We start from the raw sequence: 21647 nt of genomic DNA, 5'->3' as shown, positions 1-21647 counted from the left end.
CGGTCAGGTCCTCAGGTTTCATGCCCGTTATCAAGCGTTTTCTGAATGCGCAGAGGGCGCCGCCAATCCCAATCTGGCGGTGGAACTGCCCGCCGACGCATCGAGCCGGAAGATGCTGACGATCTGCGCCAGCTTGTTTGCCTGCTCCTGCAGCGAAGCTGCCGCTGCGGCGGCTTCTTCCACCAGCGCCGCATTCTGCTGGGTGACCTGATCCATCTGGCCGATGGCCTGATTGACTTCCTCGATGCCGGCGCTCTGTTCCTGGCTCGCGGTAGTGATGTCGCCCATCATCAGCGTGACACGTCCGATGCTGTCGACTACGTCGCGCACCGTATTGCCGGCCTGATCGACCAGTGCGGTGCCGGCATCGACCTTGCCGACCGAATCGCCGATCAAGGCCTTGATTTCCTTTGCCGCCGCTGCCGAGCGTTGCGCCAGGTTGCGCACTTCGGCTGCCACCACGGCGAAGCCGCGGCCCTGTTCGCCGGCGCGTGCGGCTTCCACCGCGGCATTCAGCGCCAGGATGTTGGTCTGGAAGGCGATGCCGTCGATGACGCCGATGATGTCGACGATCTTCTTCGACGAATCGTTGATCGAGCGCATGGTCTCGACCACTTCCGCCATGACCGTGCCGCCTTTCGCCGCTACTTCGGATGCGGTCGCGGCCAGTTGATTTGCCTGTTTGGCATTGTCGACGTTCTGCTTCACCGTCGAGGTCAGTTCTTCCATCGAGGAAGCGGTTTCTTCCAGCGAGCTGGCCTGTTCTTCCGTGCGCGACGACAGATCGAGATTGCCGGAGGCGATCTGGCTGGATGCCGTGGCGATCGTATCGGTGCCGCTGCGCACTTCGCTGACGATCCTGGCCAGGCTGTCGCGCATGCCGCGCATGGCGAACAGCAGGCTGCCGCTGTCCCCCTTGCGGAGCTGAACGTCGACCGTCAGGTCGCCGGCCGCAATGCTGCTGGCAACGCTGGCGGCGTAATCGGGTTCGCCGCCAAGCTGCCGCAGCAGGCCGCGCGCAATCACCATGCCGATCGCGAACAGGATGGCGGCCAGTATCAGTGCGCTGATGGAAAAGTAGAGCAGGCGTTCGAGGATAGTGGCCTGCACCGTATCGAGATAGATGCCAGAGCCGATGATCCAGCCCCACGGCGCGAATCCCTTCACATACGAGATCTTGGGCACCGGCTTGGTGCTGCCGGGCTTGGCCCACAGATAGGGCACGAATCCCGCGCCATCGGCCTTGACCACTTTCACGAATTCGACGAACAGGTGCTTGCCGGTCGGGTCCTTGTTCTCCGTCAGATCCTTGCCTTCCAGCGCGGGGCTGATCGGATGCATCACCATCGTCGGATGCATGTCGTTGATCCAGAAATATTCGGTGCCGCTGTAACGCAGCCCTTTGATGGCTTGCATGGCCTGCTGCTGCGCCTGCTGTTCCGTCAGCGCGCCTTTGCCTGCCAGATCGTGATAGTAGGTGAGAATGCCGTAGGCGGTTTCGACGGTCTGCCGGACATTGCTTTGCCGTTCTTCCAGGATGAGCTTGCGTTCCGAGACGAGGAAGAGTGCCGTGATGACGACGATGCCGAGAAGGGCGCTGCCGATGAGCAGCCCGAGTTTTTTCGCGATGCTCATCGCGCGGCGAGGGTGTGGCGTGGACATGACTGTTTTCCCAATGGTTGAATTGTTCTGTTCGAAGATCAAGCCATCTACTGCGGGAGGCGCATCGGGAATCGCATTGGAATCGACGTGCCGTCCTTGTTCAGCAAGTCACTGCCAGAACATATTAAGCCCGGGAAAAATTCTTCGGCAGAAATTTATTGCTATTTAACAAATTTCTGCCGAGATTTTGCAGTCTGCCTGCCGGCGGAAAGCGGGGCAATGGCGGCATATGGATCTGCCAAGTTGATCCATCAAGCCACACACCGCCAAGCCGCCGACCGCAGGCTACTTCACCTGCATATCGTTTTCGATCCAATCGAAAACCGACGTGTGCTTCGGCTGCCAGCCCAGTTCGCGGCGTGCCTTGTCGGCCGTCACGCGGCTGTTGGAGCCGAAGGAATAGACGGCATGGCCGAAGCCCCATTCCTTGATCGCTTCCTCTACCGGCCACGATTGCGGCGCGCCCAGTTTCAGGCGTTTGGCGATGGCGGCGACGATGTCGGCATACGAAGCTTCGCCGTTTTCGACGAAGTAGAACGAGCCGGCTGGTGCTTTCTTCAATGCCAGCAGATATAGTTCGACGACGTCCGCGATGTGGACGTTGGACCAGACGTTGACGCCCTTGCCGACGTAGCGTGCCACGCCGCTTTTCTGCGCCTGCGCCACCAGCGGTGGAATCTGGACGCTGTCGGGGCTGACGCCGAGGCCAGTGCCGTAGATCATCGTGTTGCACAGGATGACCGAGCGCACGTTACGCTGCGCGGCATCGAGGATCAGCTTATCGAGCGAGGCGCGCGCGGCTTTTTCCGGCACCACGTCGACCGGCGTGTCTTCGGCGTAGACCTTGTCCGATTTCCATTCGCCGCGCGCATCGTCGCCGACCACGCTGGAGCCGCTGGTATGGATGAAGGGTTTGCCCGAGCCGACCAGCGCATCCAGCATCGCTTCTACCGGCGGACGGTTGTCCGAGCTGGCGGCGTTGATGACGGCGTCAGCTTGCCGGACTTCGCGCGCCAGCAGATCCAGATCCTCCAGCGTGCCGACCACCGGCTCGATGCCGAGCTTGCGTACGCGTTCGGCCTGTTCCTGCGTACGGACTAGGCCGCGCACCTGATAGCCTTCCTGCAGCAGCCGGACGGCAACCGATCCACCGATGTAACCCGCAGCGCCTGTGATGAATACATTCATGTCGATTTCCTTTCGTTGTTCCAGTTGGTTTGTTTGCCGGTTTGTCTGTCGATTCGGCATGGCATCACTATGCGGGCATTCATTGTTGAGATAAACAGGCGTATTCTCAAAATATATTTTCTGCGGAGGCAAGAATGGAAATCAATTCGGACGACCTGCGCCTGTTCGCCGCCATCGTCGACAGCGGAACGCTGGGCGCGGCGGCGGCCCATCTGGGGCAGACCACATCGGCCGTCAGCCGTGCGCTGGCGCGGCTGGAGGAAAAGCTGGCAACCTCGCTGATGACGCGCACGACGCGCCGCATGGAGCTGACCGAGGAAGGGCATCTGCTGCTGGCAAAGGCACGGACCATCCTGGCTGCCATGGATGAAGCGGAGGAAGCGATCCGCATTCGCCGGCAGCAGCCGAGCGGCCGGCTGCGCGTGGATGCCGCTTCACCATTCATCCTGCATGCGATCGTGCCGCACGTCGCGGAATTCCGGCGGTTGTATCCGCAGATCACGCTGGAACTGACCAGTAACGATCAGGTGGCGGATCTGCTGGAGCATCGCACGGATATCGCGATCCGCATCGGTGCGCTGCAGGATTCGACGCTGCATGCGCGGCCGTTGCGCGCCAGCCGTCTGTTCGTGCTGGCCAGCCCCGACTACCTGCAGAAATACGGAACGCCGCAGACGCCGGAAGAATTGGCCCGGCACCAGTTGTTGGGTTTCCTGCGTTTCGATAACGGCAATCTCTGGCCGTTGCGGCACGAGGGAGGCGACATGCTGCCGGTAACGCCTGCGTTGTTTGCGTCCAGTGGAGAAACGCTGCGTGCATTGGCGCTGGAAGGACAAGGGATTGCCTGCCTGGCGGAATTCATGACGAAGGACGATATTGCCGCCGGCCGGCTGATGAAAATTCTGGAGGAACACGCCACTGGCTATCTTCAGCCGATCCATGCGGTCTACTACCGCAATACGCAGTTGTCCCGGCGCATCAGTTGTTTCTTGGAATTTTTGCAACAAAAATTAATGTAGGTTTTTCTTTTTAAAACAGGTTATTACGTCATATCTTTAAAGTAAAACTACATCTCGTTTATTTTGCGGCAGCATCAATTCGGCAGCGCTTTTCGAATACTGCCAGCAAGTTTGTTGGCAAGATGCCAGGAGAATCTTTGCCGATTCTTCATTCGAGCAGGGTTGCGTCTATCGAGCTGCAACGATCCGGACGCACGGGAATGTCATGCAGAAGCAGCCTCCATGGAAACGGATGATTGCATTGACTAGGCCATGTCTGGCGAAGCGCAGTGTTGCTATATGGTGCAATGTCCAGGCATCGGTGTCAGGAGGAAGTCGCCTGCTTGGAAGTGAAGAATTGAAAATATAAATTCATTAAAAACATGGACTTACAAATTAATTCTCAAGTTGATTCTTGATTTTGGGATGGCGATTCCGGCTGGTAGCACCAATGCCACGGTTCGTAGATGAAGCCCAGATCGTTATCGCGTGGATACGACAGGATGAAACCAAAGCGTCCCGCATGCTGCTCCAGCCAGTGGAACGCTGCCGTGTGCTCGAACTCTTCTTCAGTTGGCCGGCAGCCGGGCGTATTGATGTCGATTGCGCAACCGGTGTGATGTTCGCTGTAGCCGGGTGGCGCGCTTAGCGTCAGGATGCGCTCCATCGGCATCTGGCGGTCCAGTTTGTCGCGAATGATGGCGATCTGCCGTTCGACGGAGCGAAAAGCCGAGACGACTTCCAGGATCACACCGTCCTGCAATGCGGCCGCCTTCATCGCGCTCCACGCATTGGCTGCGGCGGGCGTCATCATGTGCTGCCTGCCACTAGCGTCGGTTTCGCCGACGGTCAATTCCTCCGCTTCGCAATAGAACGGCAGGTTCTTGCATGCCAGCAGTTCGGGTGTGATGCCGAGGATGTCGAGTTCGCGCGTGATGCGCTGCCGGTATTCCCGTTCTTTGGATTGCATCTCTTGGTGCTGCATGTTTTTCCGCTGGAATGAAGACCGGTGCAGCTTACGCCGTGTCGCCTCGCTCCGCAAATGATGGCGGAAAGCACGGCGCAAGCTGCTATCATGCGGCGCACATAAAAAAGGAGAAACGATTGTGGCATTGAGGATGGCAAAGAATTCTATTTTCGCAATACTGCTGCGTTCGCCGTGGTGGGTGAGCGGACTGGTTTCGCTGGCGTTGGCGCTGGTCGGCTGGGTGCTGATGCCGCCGGGTTACGGCGTCTACGGCATGGCTACCGGCGTGCCGTTTGCCATCGTCTGCGTGATGGCGCTGAAAAAACAGTGGGGCACGCCGAGCCGTGCGCGCACGACCGCGATGCTGAAGCAGATTCGTGCGCTGTCCTGGCGCGATTTTTCGGACGAGATCGAGCGTGCCTTGCGGCGCGACGGTTTCGAGGTCAAGCGTGTCGATATGCCGGAAGCGGATTTTTCGATCACCAGCGATGGCCGCACGGCACTGGTCAGTTGCCGCCGCTGGAAAGTCGCCAGCACCGGCGTCGAACCGCTGCGCGAACTGTGCAAGGCAGTCGAGCGGGACGGCCTGTATGATGCCTTCTATGTCACGGCTGGCGAATTCACGCCGAAGGCGATGGATTTCGCGGCGGAGAAGAAAATGCGCCTGTTGCATGATGCAACCCTGGTCAAGTTGATGCGGGAAATGAAGAGCGAACGCAGCGACAAGGCCTGACAACGTTCGATGTGAAGATGCAGGAAATGCAACCCGGCTCCGGCCGGGTTTTTTATTGGCCGGACGATTTGCCGAGCGGCTGCCTGAAGGGAGGCCGCCATGCGCATGAGTTCGCAGCCATGGATGGCGCGCGTCCGGTCGGGCCGATGCGCAGCCGCGTGCAGATATATATCACAGCGTGATATGATGCCGGCTTTTGTTTTCGCCGCTTGCCGGCCGCATTTTTCCCATGCAGTCATCCGCACCGCTCGAACAGGGCGATTTCGAGGCGCTTTCGGAGTTTCGCTACCAGATGCGCCGCTTCCTGAAATTCAGCGAAGATGCCGCGCACAGCGTCGGCCTGACGCCGCTGCAGTATCTGGCGTTGCTGCACATCAAGGGCTATCCAGGGCAGGACAGCGTGACGGTCGGCCAGCTGGCCGAACGCCTGCAGATGAAGCACCACGGCGCGGTGGCGCTGGTGTCGCGTTGCGAACAGGCCGGGCTGGTGTCGCGCACGCAGGGCCGCGAGGATCGCCGGCAGGTGATGGTGGGCCTGACCGAGCTGGGTGAATCGCAGGTGCGGCATGTGGCGGAGCTGCACCGCAACGAATTGAAATCGCTGTCGAAGGTGTTCAAGGTGGCGCGGATTTCTGCTTTCAACGACGGCGAAAGCCTTTCCTGATTTTCCCGATTTTTTGTTTCCGGACTTTTCACATGCATGCGCATCAACGTGATTTTTCGCCCGATCTGCGGGTTGTCTTTATGTGTGCGATCGCCGTGGCGATCGGCGCAGTCAGTACCGTCGCAGCCTACGTGCTGCTGAACCTGATCCATTTCTTCACCAACCTGTTCTTCTTCCAGACCCTGTCGTTCGAGGATCGCTCGCCGGCCGACAACACGCTGGGGCTGCTGGTCATCATCGTGCCGATCATCGGCGGCTTGATCGTCGGCCTGATCGCGCGCTACGGCTCGGACAAGATCCGCGGCCACGGCATTCCGGAAGCGATCGAATCCATCCTGTTCGGCAAGAGCCGCATGTCGCCCAAGGTCGCGGTTCTGAAACCGCTGAGCTCCGGCATCGTGATCGGCAGCGGCGGCCCGTTCGGCGCCGAAGGCCCGATCATCATGACGGGCGGCGCCATCGGTTCGCTGATCGCGCAGCATTTCCCGGTCAGCGCGGCCGAACGCAAGACCTTGCTGGTCGCCGGCGCGACGGCCGGCATGACGGCAGTCTTCAGCACGCCGGTGGCGGCCGTGCTGCTGGCGGTCGAGCTGCTGCTGTTCGAATGGCGGCCGCGCAGCCTGCTGCCGGTGATCGTCGCCTGCGCGGTGGCGGCATTCTGCCGGCCGCTGCTGCTGGAGGCTGGTCCGCTGTTTCCGATGGAGACGCAGCCGGTGGGGCTGGCTTCGTTCGTCATCTGCATCGTCGCCGGCCTGCTGAGCGGCATGCTGGCGGCCGGCATGTCGGCTGCGCTGTATCGCGTGGAAGACTGGTTCCACAAGTTGCCGGTGCACTGGATGTGGTGGCCGGCGATCGGCGCGCTGGTGGTCGGCATCGGCGGCTGGTTGCAGCCGCGCGCCTTGGGCGTCGGTTACGACGTGATTTCCGATCTGCTGCACAACAATCTGGCGCTGTCGGTCGCGCTGTCGCTGCTGGTGGTCAAGGCGATCATCTGGGTGATTGCGCTGGCATCGGGCACCTCGGGCGGCGTGCTGGCGCCGTTGCTGATGCTGGGTGCCGGATTGGGTACGGTGATTTCGAGTCTGGTGCCGGGCACCGATGCGGCGCTGTGGCCGCTGGTCTGCATGGCGGCGGTGCTGGCCGGTGTGCTGGGCGCACCGTTGACTGCGGCGGTGTTCGCGCTCGGTTTGACGGGCGACTTCAACGCCTTGCTGCCATTGCTGCTGGCAACCGGCGTTTCATACGGCTTCACGATCATGGTGATGCGCCGTTCGATCATGACGGAAAAGATCGCGCGCCGCGGTTTGCACGTCTATCGCGAATACAGCATCGATCCGCAGGAACGTTCCTTCGTTGGCGACGTGATGACGGCGGAGGTGATGACGATTGATGCATCGTTGACGCTGGGCGAGGCCGCGCAGCTTTATTTCGGTGCATCGCAGCCGCATCGCGCCTTCCCGGTGATCAATCGCAAGCACGTCCTGCTCGGCACTATGGATCGCGGCGTGCTGGAAGAGGGCATCCGCACGCGCGGCGCGGATTGCACGGTTGCTGCGCTGTTTGATCACGTGACGCCCGAGATGGCGCTACGCACCGAAACGTGCCAGACCGTCGGCCGCAGAATGGCGCGCCGCCATCTGGAGCGGCTGCCGGTGGTGGAAGATCATCGCTCGCGCGTGCTGGTGGGTATCGTCAGCCGCAGCGATCTGGTCAAGCCGTCCTATACGGTCTATGAAGAGGAGCATGTGCGCGAGAAGCTGATGGGGAAGTGATTATGCTGCCGGGCGTTTTTCGTCGTGGAAGGACGGGTGGATCGTTACTCCAAGGCGAGTCTCGTCCGGAGCGCTGTTTTGGCACTCATGGTATCGAATAATGCTCATCCGCCCATTTGAAGCGTCCGATGCGGATGCGCTTTCAGCTCTTTTTCATGCATCGGTTCGTGAAATCGGTATCCGCGATTATTCGTTTGAGCAGGTTGAGGCATGGAGCCCATCGAAGCCTGATCCCGAAAGGTATTTGCGGCAGGCGCAAGACCGGATATTCCTGGTTGCGGTAGATGAGGACGGGCGGATCATCGGGTACGGTGATCTGGAGCCGGACGGACACATCGACCATCTCTATTGCTGTCCGGATGTAGTCGGAACTGGTGTGGGATCAGCGATCTATGCCGCGATAGAGGATGCTGCCAGAAAAGCCGAAATCGCCTGTCTATTTGTCGAGGCAAGCGAAGCTGCCAGACGTCTTTTCGAGCGTCGCGGTTTTCGTGTCGATACCCGCAATGATTTCACCATTAATGGTGTGGCCATCCATAATTACCGCATGTCTAAGCGTATCGGTTGATGTGACTGACGGTCAACCAGCTCGACGGGAGGTTTGACGCAGGATTTCTCGTCTTTTCGAAACGATTCGATTCCTGTAGATGGACAAATGGAAACGGCCCGCATGATGCGGGCCGTTTTGCCTGATCGGAAGTGGCGCGAAAGGGGAGTGCGGCGCAATCCGATTCATTCGCTCAGTTCAAGAGAGGCGGGGATGCAGGAGCCCACCATGCACTCAGGATTGTGCGGAGGATTTTTCCGCCAGCGCCTTTTCCAGTTCGGCGATCTTCACGCGTTGCGCCGATTCGTTCGCATAGCGTTCGGAGACGTCGCGCGCGATGGCTTGCGCGCCCAGCACGTTGCCGGCTTCGTCGCGTACCAGGCCGAAACTCATGTCGACATAGATGCGCGTGCCGTCCTTGTGCATCGAGCGTGTCGTCAACACCTTGTTCTCGTACTTCATGTCGCCGGTGGAAATCGCGTGGTTGAAGCCGTTGTTGTGCGCCTGTACCATCCGCTCCGGAATGATCAGGTCCAGCGTACCGCCGATCACGTCGGCCGCCTTGTGGCCGAAGATGCGTTCGGCGCCGCTGTTCCAGAGCCGCACGATACCGTTGCGGTCGGCGAAGATGATGGCATCGCTCGATTGATCGACCAGTCCCTTGTACAGCATGGCCATGTCGAGGCCGTTATCGTTGCTCATTGCATTCTCCTTTTGGGGTCATGATTCGTTGGTGTGGCCGGCCATCGCATGTTCGTACAGCGCGGCGATCAGATCGGTTTGCGAGATCAGGCCGACCAGGCGATTGTTTTCATCGACGATCGGCAACTGGTGCAATTCGTCGTCCGACATCAGCGGCACCAGATCGGTGATCGACTGGTCTTCGCGGGCCGTGATGACGTCTTTCGTCATGATCTGGCCGACGACCTCGTGCTTGTCCGTATGCGCCAGCTTGGAAGGCAGGATCAACTGCGCAAGACGCTTGCCCAGGCCTTCGTGCATGTCTTCTTCCGCATGCCGCAGGTAGTCGGCCTTGGTCACGATGCCGACCACATGGTTGCCGCGATCGACGACCGGCAGTGCGGTGAGATCGTGCTCGCGCAGACGTTGCCAGGCGTCGGCAAGCTCGGTGCCGAACGAGACGGAAATGACGTCCTTCGACATGATGTCGGAACACTTGACGCCGCCGATCTGGCGACGATAAGCCTGCATCTCGGTCTGCAGGATCAATTCTTCCAAATCGTCGCGGCTGATGTCGATGATCTGATTGTAGCGCTTGAGCACGTTGTCCAGATCCTCGGGTGTGATGCCGGTGCGCTCCGTCGGCGCGGCATCCGTCGTATGGTGGCGTTCGGCCGGTGTCGGCATCGCCAGATGCGGATAGCGGCGGCCGGTCGCGTTGTTGTAGAACAGTGCGGTCAGCAGCAGGATGACGGAGTTCAGGAGAACAGGCGAGAGCACGAAATCGTAGCCATGCGCGTGCGGGCCAGTGCCGGCCAGCACGGCGGTCAGCGCGACTGCGCCGCTGGGCGGATGCACGCAGCGGAAGGCGATCATGCCGCCGATGGCGATGCCGATGGCGACGCCGGCTGCCAGCATCGGCGCATCGATCAGTTTGGCGCAAGTGATGCCCACGACGGCGGCGATGATGTTGCCGCCAATGAGCGACCATGGCTGTGCCAGCGGACTGGAAGGCACGGCAAACAGCAGCACCGACGATGCGCCCATCGGCGCGATCAGCCATGCGGCGTGGATGTTGCTGCCCAGGACCAGATAGGTGCAGGCGCCGGTCAGCACGATGCCGAACAGGGCGCCTGCGCTGGCGCGCATGCGCTCGTAGCGGTCGACATAACTTTGCGTGGGCCGGAAACGCGCCAGCCATTGCAGCACCGATTGATTCATGTTGCTCCTGATATAAATAAAACATGGCCTGCATCTGCAGGCCCGCAAGTGTCGAGTTTAAATATGTTGCATATCAAATGCAATATTTTTGGGAAATGCGCATCGTCTCCGATGGTCTGCTGCGATGCATTAAAAACATTCATCTGTTCGCTACGCATGTGCAAATAGAATGGCGGCAGAAATCGAACATCTATAGTCGAACGTCAGCCGTCGAACATGAACATAATTCGGAGCCTAGCATGACCATCATCACGAATATCGAAGACCTGCGCGTGCTGGCGCAAAAACGCGTGCCGCGCATGTTCTACGATTATGCGGATGCCGGTTCCTGGACCGAGACGACGTATCGCGCCAACAGCGCTGATTTCGCACCGATGAAATTCCGCCAGCGCGTGGCGGTCGACATGAACAACCGCACGCTGAAGACGACGATGATCGGCCAGGATGTGCGCATGCCGGTCGCATTGGCGCCGACCGGTTTCACAGGCATGCAACATGCGGACGGCGAAATCCTCGCAGCGCGTGCGGCGGAAAAGTTCGGCGTGCCGTTCACGCTGTCGACGATGAGCATCTGCTCGATCGAGGACGTGGCGGCGCGTACCAGCAAGCCGTTCTGGTTCCAGCTCTACATGATGAAGGACCGTGGCTTCATCGAACGCCTGATCGAGCGCGCGCAAGCGGCTAACTGCTCGGCACTGGTCGTCACGCTGGATCTGCAGGTGCTGGGCCAGCGCCACAAGGATCTGAAGAACGGCTTATCTGCGCCGCCCAAGCTGACGCTGCCGAACATCGTCAACATGATGACCAAGCCGCGCTGGTGCATGGGCATGCTGGGCACGCCGCGCCGCGGCTTCGGCAACATCGTCGGCCATGCGAGCGACGTGGACGACATGTCGTCGCTGTCGTCGTGGTGCGCACAGCAGTTCGATCCGTCGCTGTCGTGGGACGATGTCGAATGGATCAAGCAGCGCTGGGGCGGCAAGGTCATCGTCAAGGGCATCATGGACCCGGAAGATGCGAAGCTGGCTGTAAACAGCGGCGCTGATGCGCTGATCGTCTCCAACCACGGCGGCCGCCAGCTCGACGGCGCGCTGTCGTCCATCGCGGCGCTGCCGCCCATCGTCGATGCGGTCGGAGACAAGATCGAGGTGCACATGGATGGCGGCATTCGTTCCGGCCAAGATGCGCTGAAGGCGATCGCGCTTGGCGCGAAGGCGGTACACATCGGCCGTGCCTTCCTGTACGGCCTCGGCGCGATGGGCGAGGAGGGCGTGACGAAGACGCTGGAGATCATCGAGCGCGAGATGGACATCACGATGGCTTTCTGCGGATTGACCGACGTGAAGAAGGTCGATCGCGGAATACTGGTGCCCGGCACATATTGAACGACGTACTGAACGTCGCCGCTGCATTCTTCCATACAGACCGCCGAATGGCGGTCTTTTCATTTCCGGCTTCTATTGCGACGGGCTGGCCGACATCGCCGGCCGGCGCCGTTCTTCCTGATTGAGTCAGCAAAGCGTCTGCTGGAACGGGCCCGTTCCGACCGGATTCGGGCAGCGCCAGCACGCTTTTTATTTGTATCGTAAAATTCCGATATAAATTTCTGTATTTTCCGAAATTAGATTCGATCTTGAACGAAATATGAAAAAACCATCCACTACATCCATCGACATCGATGCCATCCACAAGGCGCTGGCCAATCCGGTCCGGCGCGAGATTCTGGGCTGGCTGAAGGACCCCGAGGTCAATTTCCCCGAACAGGAGCATCCGCTCGATTTCGGCGTCTGTTGTGGCCAGATCGACAAGCGCAGCGGACTGTCGCAATCGACGGTGTCCGCGCATCTGGCAACGCTGCAGGCGGCGGGGCTCATCACGCCGCGCCGCGTGGGGCAGTGGATTTTCTTCAAGCGCAATGAAGAAACCATCCAGGCCTTCCTGCATACCATCCATGACGATCTTTGATCGATCCTGAACATTCATTCAGAAAGTTTTCCATGCCTTTAGCTCTTCTCGTCCTGGCGCTGTCCGCATTCGCGATCGGTACCACCGAATTCGTCATCATGGGACTGCTGCCGGACGTCGCGCGCAGCCTGTCCGTTTCCATTCCGACCGCCGGCTGGCTGATCAGCGGCTACGCATTGGGCGTTGCGCTCGGCGCGCCGGTGATGGCCGTCCTTACCGCATCGCTGCCGCGCAAGCGCGCGCTGCTGATCCTGATGGGCATCTTCATCCTCGGCAACGTGCTGTGCGCGGTCGCCGCCAGCTACGGCTTCCTGATGGCGGCGCGCATCATCACGTCGCTGTGCCACGGCGCCTTCTTCGGCATCGGTTCGGTCGTCGCGGCCAGCCTGGTGCCGGAAAACCGCAAGGCTTCCGCCGTCGCGCTGATGTTCACCGGCCTGACGCTGGCCAACGTGCTGGGCGTGCCGCTCGGTACCGCGCTCGGACAACTGGCCGGCTGGCCGATGACGTTCTGGGCGGTAGCGGTGCTCGGTGTGCTGTCGCTGATCGGGTTGTGGCGCGTGATGCCGATGCGTCACGATGAAGAAAAGGCCGACCTGCGTGCCGAGATCGGTCAGCTGCGCAATGCCGGCCTGTGGGCGGCGCTGTCGACCACGATGCTGTTTTCCGCCGCCACCTTTGCGCTGTTCACCTACGTCGCGCCGCTGCTGGAAGACGTCACGCACCTGTCTCCGCACGGCGTGACGTGGACGCTGTTCCTGATCGGCCTCGGCCTGACGATAGGCAACGTGATCGGTGGCCGTCTGGCTGACTGGCGGCTCGGCACCGCGCTGACCGGCATCTTCGCGGTGCTGGCGGTCGTCGCCTCGCTGGTGCGCTGGACCAGTCCCGCCTTCATCCCGGTCGAAATCAATCTGTTCATCTGGGCGATGGTGTCGTTCGCCGCCGTGTCCGGCCTGCAGATCAACGTGATGATCTTCGGCAAGGATGCGCCGAACCTGGTCGCCACGCTGAACATCGGCGCCTTCAACGTCGGCAACGCGCTGGGTGCGTGGGTCGGTGGCCTGGTCATCAGCGAAGGTCTGGGCCTGCGCGCGGTGCCGCTGGCAGCCGGCACGCTGGCGCTGGCTTCGGTTGTGGCGATGCGCATTTCGATGCGGCTGGCTGCCAATGAAAACGAACGTCCGCTGGCTGTCGTTGCCGATGCCTGCTGAGCCTTGACTGAATTTGCCGAATTTGTAGTCCCGTTTAAGACATTCCTGTTCCGACTTTTTGGAGAACGATATGAGCAACACACTTTTCACGCCGATCAAGATCGGCGATCTCGAATTGCCTAACCGCATCGTCATGGCGCCTTTGACACGTTCGCGCGCAGTCGGCGGCGGCCGCGTGCCGAACGCGCTGATGGCGCAGTACTACGAGCAGCGCGCATCGGCCGGCCTGATTCTGAGCGAGGCGACGGCTGTTACGCCGCAGGGCGTCGGTTATGCCGATACGCCGGGCATCTGGTCCGACGAACAGGTCGAAGGCTGGATGCTGGTGACGAACGCGGTGCATGCGAAGGGCGGCAAGATATTCCTGCAGCTGTGGCACGTCGGCCGCATTTCCGATCCGGTCTTCCTCGACGGCAATCTGCCGGTTGCACCGAGCGCGATCCAGCCGAAGGGCCACGTCAGCCTGGTACGTCCGCAACGCGAATACGTCACGCCGCGTGCGCTGGAACTGGACGAGATTCCCGGCATCGTCGCTGCCTATCGCAAGGGCGCGGAGAACGCCAAGAAGGCGGGTTTCGACGGCGTTGAAATACACGGCGCGAATGGCTACCTGCTGGATCAGTTCCTGCAGAATGGCAGCAACAAGCGCACCGACGCCTATGGCGGTTCGATCGAGAATCGCGCGCGGCTGATGCTGGAAGTGACGGACGCCTGCATCGATGTATGGGGCGCCGATCGCGTAGGCATGCATCTGGCGCCGCGCGGCGATGCGCACGACATGCACGATTCCGATCCGCTGGCGACCTTTGGTTATGTCGCAAAGGAGCTCGGCAAGCGCGGCATCGCCTTCATCTGCGCGCGCGAATCGCTGGGCGACAACCGTATCGGCCCGCAGTTGAAGAAACTGTTCGGCGGCGTCTATATCGCCAACGAACAGATGACGAAGGCGACGGCCGAGCAGGTGATCGCCGGCGGCGAAGCCGATGCGATCGCATTCGGCAAACTGTTCATCGCCAATCCGGATCTGCCGAAACGCCTGCAGCTGGATGCGCCGCTGAACGAGCCGAAGCCGGAATCGTTCTATGCACCGACGCCGGAAGGGTATGTCGACTATCCGGCGCTGGCCTGATTGATTCGAAAAGAGGATTCAATATGGCGCAATGAAAAAAGCCGGCAGGTTGCCGGCTTTTTTCATGCGGAATGCGGAGACGGGAAGGTCAGAGACCGGAACTGTTCTGGTGACATCGGGCGTCCTTGCAGATAGCCTTGCAGATTGTTGCAACCGAGTGCAGTCAAGATGTTTTGCTGTTTCTCGGTTTCCACGCCTTCCGCCACGATGCGCAGATCGAGCGATTGGCCGAGAGTAATGATGTCGAAAACGACGAAATTGTTCTCGGCATGATGATCCAGATTGCGGATGAATTCGCGGTTGATCTTCAGTTCGCGTATCGGCATGCGTTTCAGGGAAAGCAGATTGGGATAGCCTGCGCCGAAGTTGTCGATCGAGATATCGACACCCAATGCAGCCAGCCGTTCGAGAATGACAAGGCTGGCTTCCGCATCCCTCATTACCGTCGATTCGGCGATTTCCAGAATCAGGCGGTGCGGCGGCAAGTGGTGCCGATGCAGTGCCGACTCGACCATATCGACCAGCTTGCCATGGGCAAATTGGATGGCGGACAGGTTGACCGATATTTTCCACTCGGTACGGCCAGCGTCGTACCACTGCCACATCTGATGGCAGGCTTCGTTCAGCACCCATTCGCCGATTGGCACGATCAGGCCGCTTTTTTCGGCCTGGGCGAGAAAATGATCCGGCGTGAGAAGACCATGCACCGGATGCTGCCAACGTAACAGTGCTTCGGCGCCGATCACGCGGCGACTGGCCGTATCGCGCTTGGCCTGATAGTGCAGCTGAAATTCATTACGTTCCAGCGCCAGACGCAGGTCCTGCACGATTTGCAGGTGGTTATGGACGTTGGCGTTCATCGACGCTTCGAAGAAACGGTAATCGTTGCGGCCGGCGGCCTTGGCGTGATACATCGCGGCATCCGCATTGACCATCAGGCTGTGGCTGGTCGTACCATTTTCCGGATAGACGGCGACACCGATGCTGGCCGAGATGCGAAGATCGAGCGTTTCGATGCGGATTTCTTCATTGGCCGTTTCAAGCAGCTTGAGAGCGACTGATGCGGCATCCTCCGGATCGTTGATGTCGATCAACACGACGAATTCGTCGCCGCCCAGGCGGGCCACGGTGTCCTGGCCGCGGATGACGGCACGAAAACGATGCGCGACTTCGATCAGCAGCAAGTCACCGATATGATGGCCGAGTGAATCATTGATCGTCTTGAAGCCATCGAGATCGATGAATATCAGCGCAAAGCGACCCTGTTCGCGCTCGGCTTTGCGTACCATTTGCTCCAGACGATCTTCCAGCAAGCTGCGATTGGCCAGCTGCGTCAGGCTGTCGTGCAGGGCGCGATGCATCAATTTTTCGTTGGTGTCGGCCAGCGATTGCGCCAGACGGGTTGTCTGCGATTCCAGTCGTGCATCGAAGACCGAGGCCAGTAGGGCGATTGCCAGAACCGCCAGCGTTACAACGATGATCAGGACGGCGAGCCAGTCGGTGTTGATGCCGTTTTCCACTGCCGCCATGCAGACGCTGCCCTCGGCAAAATGCGCCGCTGCCATGCCGATATAGTGCATGCCGCTGATTGCCGCGCCCATGACGACGGCGGCTGCGCCACGTACCAATCGCACATGCGGCGTATCCTTGCGAAGAACGAAGGCGATCCACAATGCAACACCGGAAGCGGCAATGGCCACCAGAATGGAGGTGGCAAACAGCTGCGGATCGTAATTGATACCGGGACGCATGCGCATGGCCGCCATGCCGGTGTAGTGCATGCCGGCGATGGCGGTGCCCATCAGGACGGCGCTGTACAAAAGTTGCTTGAGCGGCAGGCTGGGCTGGCTGACACGCCACAGCGCAAAGCCAGAGGCGAAGACGGCCAGCGCCAGTGAAAGAGAAGTCAGTTTGATGTCATAGCCAAGCGGGATCGGCAGGCGAAACGCCAGCATGCCGATAAAGTGCATCGACCAGATGCCGATGCCCATGGCGGCTGCACCGCCGGCGAGCCAGCCGAACGCGCCTTTTTTGTGCGCAGCATTGATCCTGCCCGCCATGTCGAGTGCCGTGTAGGAGGCCAGGACGGCGACAAGAATGGAAACCAGGGCCAGCGGAATATCGTATTGCGTAACAAGCATCGTATTGTCGGTAACCGGAGTGGCATCTTGGGCAACTGCGTAGCGCAAAAAACGAAACCGGTTGGTCAGCGAAGGTATTGCATGATGAAAAAACGTCGCGCGATGAAGGCAATGCTATAGGGGAACTTTTCAAATCCCGGAAGCTTTGACACTTCTTGACAATGATGGCAATTGGTTATGCCTGGCTTTGTGCTAGAGAGGCTGTTGCATGAGGGCGGACAGATATGATCGCCGTCATATCGTGGAATACCGGATGGCTTGCTGCGATGTTGAGGTGCGTTCAGCAAATAAAAAAGGCCGGCATCATGCCGGCCTTTCGTCCATGTGAAATGGCGTTGAAGCTTTGGAGATGGGTGGCATCGTCGTCAATATTTGGAATTGTTCCGCCGTCATCGGCCGGCCCAACAGATAGCCCTGCAGGCTGTTGCAGCCGAGTTCGGTCAGAAAATCCTGCTGCTTCACGGTTTCCACGCCTTCGGCGACGATGTGCAGATCGAGCGAATGGCCGAGCGCGATGATGGCGGAAACGATGGCGGCATCGTCGGTGCCGTCCGCCAGATCGCGGATGAAGCCGCGGTCGATCTTCAGTTCGCGCGCCGGCATGCGCTTCAGGTAGAGCAGGCTGGAATAGCCTGTGCCGAAATCGTCGATCGAAATGTCGATGCCCAGTCCCGCCAGCCGATTCAGGATCGCCAGGCTGGTTTCCACATCCTGCATCGCCGTCGATTCGGTCACTTCGAGGATCAGGCAGCGCGGCGGCAGATGGTGGTGCTGCAGCGTGGCCTTGACCAGTTCGATCAGATTGTCGTGCGCGAACTGCACGGCAGACAGGTTGACGGAAACCTTCCATTCCGTGTTGCCGGCGTCGTACCACGCGCGCATCTGTCGGCAGGCCTCGTCCAGCACCCATTCGCCGATCGGCACGATCATGCCGCTCTTCTCGGCCAGCGCGATGAAGTGATCGGGCGCGATCAGGCCGCGCGTCGGATGCTGCCAGCGCAACAACGCTTCGGCGCCGATCACGCGGCGATTGGCGGCATCGTATTTGGCCTGATAGTGCAGGCGGAATTCGTTGCGCTCCAGTGCCAGGCGCAGGTCCTGCATGATCTGCAGCTGGTTGTGGACGTTGGTGTTCATCGACGTCTCGAAGAAGCGGTAGGCGTTACGGCCGGCCGCCTTGGCGTGATACATCGCGGCGTCTGCATTGATCAGCAGATCGTGGCTGGTGGTGCCGTCTTCCGGGTAGAGCGCCACGCCGATGCTGGCCGAGATGCCGAGATCGTGCGATTCGACCTGCAGGCGTTCGCTGGCGGCGTGCAGCAGCTTGTGTGCGACTGGCGCAGCATCTTCAGGGTCGCGGATTTCGACCAGCACGACGAATTCGTCGCCGCCCAGCCGCGCCACGGTTTCCTGGCCGCGGATGATGGAACGGAAGCGCCGCGCCACTTCAATCAGCAGCAGATCGCCAATGTGATGGCCGAGCGAATCGTTGATCGTCTTGAAGCCGTCCAGATCGATGAACATCAGCGCAAAACGGCCGTGTTCGCGTTCGGCCTTGCGCAGCATTTGTTCCAGCCGATCTTCCAGCAGGCTGCGATTGGCCAGTTGCGTCAGGTTGTCGTGCAGCGCTTGATGCACCAGCTCCTCGTTGGCGTCGGCCAGCGAGCGCGCCAGCTTGGCGGTCTGCGATTCCAGCCGCGAATCGAAGACTGAGGTCAGCAGGGCGATCGCCAGCACCGCCAGCGTGACGACGATGATCAGAATCGCCAGCCAGCCGGCACCGATGCCGTCTTCCGCCGCGGCCAGACAGATGCTGCCTTCGGCGAAGTGCGCGGCGGCCATGCCGGTGTAATGCATGCCAACAATGGCTGCACCCATGACGACGGCGGCGCCGGCGCGCGCCAGACGCACATGCGGCGTGTCTTTACGCAGCATGAAGGCGATCCACAAAGCGGCGCCCGATGCGCCGATCGCGATCAGGATGGAGACGCCGAACAGCAGCGGATCGTAGTCGATGCCCGGGCGCATGCGCATCGCCGCCATGCCGACGTAGTGCATGCCGGCGATCGCCGCGCCCATCAACACGGCGCTGATAAATAGTTGTTTCAACGGCAGGCTGGGCTGGCTGACGCGCCACAGCGCAAAGCCGGAGGCGCAGATCACCAGCGCCAGCGACAGGCAGGTCAGGCCGATGTCGTAACCGAGCGGAATCGGCAGGCGAAACGCCAGCATGCCGATGAAATGCATGGACCAGATGCCGACGCCCATGGCGATCGCGCCGCCGGCCAGCCAGCCGAAGGTGCCCTTATGGTGGACGGAATTGATTCTGCCTGCCATGTCCAGCGCCGTGTAGGAGGCGAGGATGGCAACGAGGATGGAAATCAGGACCAGCAGGGTGTCATATTGCGCGGCAAGCATCGTGTATGTCTGTGGCCGGGGCGCTCTCGGACGCCGTGTCGCAGGAATTCGCCGTCCTGCCGGTTGGGTGGAGGCAATGCGCGACGGAGGGCCGTCGTATCGGAAAAGGGCAGATGCTACAGGCGAACGCCGGTAGCGTCCATGCGCAATGCCCGCATGGCGTCTTCAAAAGACGACGGTTTTCACATTCGTTGACAAAGATGTCAATTGATTACGCCCGATTTTCCGCGATCCCGAAAATGGCGCGGACGGTCGGCGTGAGTACGCCTTGATGTTCGGGATGCGTGCGCAGGAAATGCGCCATGAAGCCGCAGACGGGCACGACATGCAGCCCTTGTTGCGCCATCCATGTCAGCGCAGCGGCCGCAAGCCGGCTGCCGTGACCTTTGCCCGCCAGCGAAGGCGAGGTTTCCGTATGCGTGACGATGGCGATATCGCCGAAGCGATAGTAGTCGACGAAGCCGCATAGTTCGCAGGGGGCGCCGGATTCTCCATCCGGCCGCCATTCGAAGCGCTGCGTTTCGCGTTCCCTCTGCATCTGGTTCATACTGTCGGCGATATTCGATTCGTCGCGCCTTTGTACCTTGCGCACATCATTCATTGGAGAAACTGCATGTCCAACGATCATAACGCCTCATCCTCGCCACGCGCCATGCAGCCGGAAGACTGCAGCCGCATCCTGATCGCCGCGCTGGAATCCGGCGACATCGAAGCGTCGGTCGCCGTCTATGAAGCCGATGCCATCCTGTTCAAGAAATCGGGTGAGCCGATGACCGGCCTCGACGCGATCCGCGCCAGCAATGCCGGCCTGATCGCGATGAAGCCGAAGTTCACGATCGATTTCATCCACGCCACGATCAGCGCCGACGGCAAGCTGGCAACCAACCGGATGAAGGCAGATTTGTCGTGGACCGACAAGGAAGGGAAGTTGAAGCAGGGCAGCGTCGATACGCTGGAAGTGCTGCGCCGGCAGCCGGACGGATCGTGGCGCTACGTCATCGACGATCCGTACGGCAGCATGCGCGCGGGCATGGCGCAACGCCAGCCCGCCTGAAGCATTACGACTGCGGCTTGTTGCGGCGCGACAGGAAGCGCTCCAGATCGGACGTGCGCTGTTGTGTGTGCAGGCGCAGGCAGCTGTAGCGTTCGACGTCGCGCAGAGGCGAGCCCTTGTTGTAGATCGAAATCGTCTTGCAATCCTGCTTGACGAATTCCTGCCAGGCCTTCTGCGCCACGCGCAGCTGCTTCTTGGTGGCGGTGTAAGGAATGCCGTCTTCATCCTGTTGCGGAATCTGTTTCAGCAACGCCTTGTAGACCTGCTGCAGCTTCTCATCGGCCTTTTCGTATTCTTCCTTCGCGCAGCTGCTCATTTCCTGCGTGCTTGCTTTCGTGATGCAGGGATCGACCTGCTGCTGTTGCGCGTGGACGGCGAAGGGAAGCAGGGCGAGAAGGATCAGGGAGATTTTTTTCATTGTGTGCCTTCGGAAGAAAAGAGGGTTGCAGCGCGAATAGAGTGCGGCAAATTCCGCGCAACGTCAACACGCAGGCCGGCGCATGTTGATACGAGTTGACGTTGCGTACGGCATCAGCTCTTGAGCCGGTAGCCGGTCTTGAAGATCAGCCAGACGATGGTCAGGCAGATCGCCAAGAACACCAGCGTCATGCCGATGCTGATGCCCACATGCACGTCAGCCACGCCGAAGAAGCTCCAGCGGAAGCCGCTGATCAGATAAACCACCGGATTGGCCAGCGCCACCTTCTGCCAGAACGGCGGCAGCATCGAAATCGAATAGAAGCTGCCGCCGAGGAAGGCCAGCGGCGTGACGATCATCAGCGGGATGATCTGCAGTTTTTCGAAGCTGGGCGCCCACACGCCGATGATGAAGCCAAACAGGCTAAACGTGATCGAAATCAGCAGCAGGAAGAAGATCATCCAGAGCGGATGCGCAATCTCGAAACTGACGAACAGCCGCGCCGTGATCAGCGTCAGCAAGCCGAGGATCACCGACTTGGTGGCCGCCGCGCCGACGTAGCCCAGCACGATTTCCACATAGGAAATCGGCGCCGACAGGATTTCATAGATGGTGCGCGACCATTTCGGCATGAAGATACCGAACGACGCATTCGAGATGCTCTGCGTCATCAGCGCCATCATGATCAGGCCGGGCACGATGAAGGCGCCGTAGCTGACGCCGCCGATCTCGACCATGTGCGAGCCGATGGCCGAACCGAACACGACGAAGTACAGCGAGGTGGAAATGACCGGTGATGCGATGCTCTGCATCAGCGTGCGCCAGGTGCGCGCCATTTCGAACAGGTAGATGGCGCGGATTGCGTAAAAATTCAT

Annotated in this window: 20 protein-coding genes; 10 read left to right on the top strand and 10 right to left on the bottom strand. The window is 60.2% G+C overall.

From position 1 onward, the window contains the following. Positions 1 to 30: 30 nt before the first annotated feature. Positions 31 to 1662: a methyl-accepting chemotaxis protein gene (locus ACO1VH_RS00600; RefSeq protein ID WP_486241595.1), complete on the bottom strand. Its 1632-nt coding sequence runs from the start codon at positions 1660 to 1662 to the stop codon at positions 31 to 33. Between the two features lie 285 nt (positions 1663 to 1947). Further along, the gene (locus tag ACO1VH_RS00595; RefSeq protein WP_486241594.1) at positions 1948 to 2850 is read right to left on the bottom strand and encodes an NAD-dependent epimerase/dehydratase family protein; all 903 of its coding nucleotides are present in this window, start codon (positions 2848 to 2850) and stop codon (positions 1948 to 1950) included. A gap of 134 nt (positions 2851 to 2984) precedes the next feature. Between ACO1VH_RS00595 and ACO1VH_RS00590 the strand changes: the two genes are divergently transcribed. Then, positions 2985 to 3869 carry a LysR substrate-binding domain-containing protein gene (locus ACO1VH_RS00590; protein WP_486241592.1) on the top strand — a complete coding sequence of 295 codons (885 nt, stop codon included), beginning with the start codon at positions 2985 to 2987 and terminating at the stop codon, positions 3867 to 3869. 382 nt (positions 3870 to 4251) lie between these two features. Here ACO1VH_RS00590 and ACO1VH_RS00585 read toward each other — a convergent pair whose 3' ends face one another. After that, the gene (locus ACO1VH_RS00585) at positions 4252 to 4818 is read right to left on the bottom strand and encodes a M15 family metallopeptidase (protein WP_486241590.1); all 567 of its coding nucleotides are present in this window, start codon (positions 4816 to 4818) and stop codon (positions 4252 to 4254) included. A 148-nt stretch (positions 4819 to 4966) separates the two neighbouring features. Here ACO1VH_RS00585 and ACO1VH_RS00580 point away from each other — a divergent pair, with 148 nt between their 5' ends. The 4 genes from ACO1VH_RS00580 to ACO1VH_RS00565 all read left to right on the top strand — a co-directional run bounded on the left by ACO1VH_RS00580 (position 4967) and on the right by ACO1VH_RS00565 (position 8552). Then, a complete protein-coding gene (locus tag ACO1VH_RS00580) occupies positions 4967 to 5548 on the top strand; it encodes a restriction endonuclease (protein WP_486241588.1) in 582 nt (193 codons plus the stop codon). 229 nt (positions 5549 to 5777) lie between these two features. Beyond that, entirely contained in the window at positions 5778 to 6212 is a 435-nt protein-coding gene (locus ACO1VH_RS00575; protein WP_486241586.1) for a MarR family winged helix-turn-helix transcriptional regulator, read from the top strand. A gap of 32 nt (positions 6213 to 6244) precedes the next feature. Then, positions 6245 to 7984 (top strand): chloride channel protein, encoded by a 1740-nt coding sequence (locus tag ACO1VH_RS00570; RefSeq protein WP_486241584.1) that lies wholly within the window; start codon positions 6245 to 6247, stop codon positions 7982 to 7984. Positions 7985 to 8084: 100 nt separating this feature from the next. Continuing rightward, positions 8085 to 8552: a GNAT family N-acetyltransferase gene (locus tag ACO1VH_RS00565; RefSeq protein WP_486241582.1), complete on the top strand. Its 468-nt coding sequence runs from the start codon at positions 8085 to 8087 to the stop codon at positions 8550 to 8552. 213 nt (positions 8553 to 8765) lie between these two features. Here the strand turns inward: ACO1VH_RS00565 and ACO1VH_RS00560 are convergent, their stop codons facing one another. Both ACO1VH_RS00560 and ACO1VH_RS00555 read right to left on the bottom strand, forming a co-directional pair. Then, a complete protein-coding gene (locus ACO1VH_RS00560) occupies positions 8766 to 9233 on the bottom strand; it encodes a PAS domain-containing protein (RefSeq protein ID WP_486241580.1) in 468 nt (155 codons plus the stop codon). Between the two features lie 18 nt (positions 9234 to 9251). Continuing rightward, entirely contained in the window at positions 9252 to 10433 is a 1182-nt protein-coding gene (locus tag ACO1VH_RS00555) for an HPP family protein (protein ID WP_486241578.1), read from the bottom strand. Between the two features lie 239 nt (positions 10434 to 10672). On the opposite strand from ACO1VH_RS00555, the gene ACO1VH_RS00550 reads away from it, so the two are divergent. From ACO1VH_RS00550 to ACO1VH_RS00535, 4 genes are all read left to right on the top strand, one after another. Further along, positions 10673 to 11818: an alpha-hydroxy acid oxidase gene (locus ACO1VH_RS00550; RefSeq protein ID WP_486241576.1), complete on the top strand. Its 1146-nt coding sequence runs from the start codon at positions 10673 to 10675 to the stop codon at positions 11816 to 11818. A gap of 259 nt (positions 11819 to 12077) precedes the next feature. After that, a complete protein-coding gene (locus tag ACO1VH_RS00545) occupies positions 12078 to 12398 on the top strand; it encodes an ArsR/SmtB family transcription factor (RefSeq protein ID WP_486241575.1) in 321 nt (106 codons plus the stop codon). A gap of 32 nt (positions 12399 to 12430) precedes the next feature. Then, positions 12431 to 13612, top strand: coding sequence for an MFS transporter (locus ACO1VH_RS00540; RefSeq protein ID WP_486241573.1), 1182 nt, complete (start codon positions 12431 to 12433; stop codon positions 13610 to 13612). A gap of 70 nt (positions 13613 to 13682) precedes the next feature. Next, on the top strand, positions 13683 to 14741 hold the full coding sequence (locus tag ACO1VH_RS00535; RefSeq protein WP_486241571.1) for an alkene reductase: 1059 nt from the start codon (positions 13683 to 13685) through the stop codon (positions 14739 to 14741). A gap of 62 nt (positions 14742 to 14803) precedes the next feature. Here ACO1VH_RS00535 and ACO1VH_RS00530 read toward each other — a convergent pair whose 3' ends face one another. From ACO1VH_RS00530 to ACO1VH_RS00520, 3 genes are all read right to left on the bottom strand, one after another. Further along, entirely contained in the window at positions 14804 to 16882 is a 2079-nt protein-coding gene (locus ACO1VH_RS00530) for a putative bifunctional diguanylate cyclase/phosphodiesterase (RefSeq protein WP_486241569.1), read from the bottom strand. Between the two features lie 303 nt (positions 16883 to 17185). Further along, positions 17186 to 19300: a putative bifunctional diguanylate cyclase/phosphodiesterase gene (locus tag ACO1VH_RS00525; RefSeq protein ID WP_486241567.1), complete on the bottom strand. Its 2115-nt coding sequence runs from the start codon at positions 19298 to 19300 to the stop codon at positions 17186 to 17188. A 211-nt stretch (positions 19301 to 19511) separates the two neighbouring features. Beyond that, positions 19512 to 19901 carry a GNAT family N-acetyltransferase gene (locus ACO1VH_RS00520; protein WP_486241565.1) on the bottom strand — a complete coding sequence of 130 codons (390 nt, stop codon included), beginning with the start codon at positions 19899 to 19901 and terminating at the stop codon, positions 19512 to 19514. Positions 19902 to 19913: 12 nt separating this feature from the next. Between ACO1VH_RS00520 and ACO1VH_RS00515 the strand changes: the two genes are divergently transcribed. Then, on the top strand, positions 19914 to 20354 hold the full coding sequence (locus tag ACO1VH_RS00515) for a YybH family protein (RefSeq protein ID WP_486241563.1): 441 nt from the start codon (positions 19914 to 19916) through the stop codon (positions 20352 to 20354). 4 nt (positions 20355 to 20358) lie between these two features. Here the strand turns inward: ACO1VH_RS00515 and ACO1VH_RS00510 are convergent, their stop codons facing one another. Both ACO1VH_RS00510 and ACO1VH_RS00505 read right to left on the bottom strand, forming a co-directional pair. Beyond that, a complete protein-coding gene (locus tag ACO1VH_RS00510; protein WP_486241561.1) occupies positions 20359 to 20772 on the bottom strand; it encodes a lysozyme inhibitor LprI family protein in 414 nt (137 codons plus the stop codon). Between the two features lie 113 nt (positions 20773 to 20885). Beyond that, on the bottom strand, positions 20886 to 21647 hold the full coding sequence (locus tag ACO1VH_RS00505; protein WP_486241559.1) for an ABC transporter permease: 762 nt from the start codon (positions 21645 to 21647) through the stop codon (positions 20886 to 20888).

This window comes from Oxalicibacterium sp., assembly GCF_057353965.1.
This window is presented reverse-complemented; position numbering and strand designations above follow the sequence as displayed.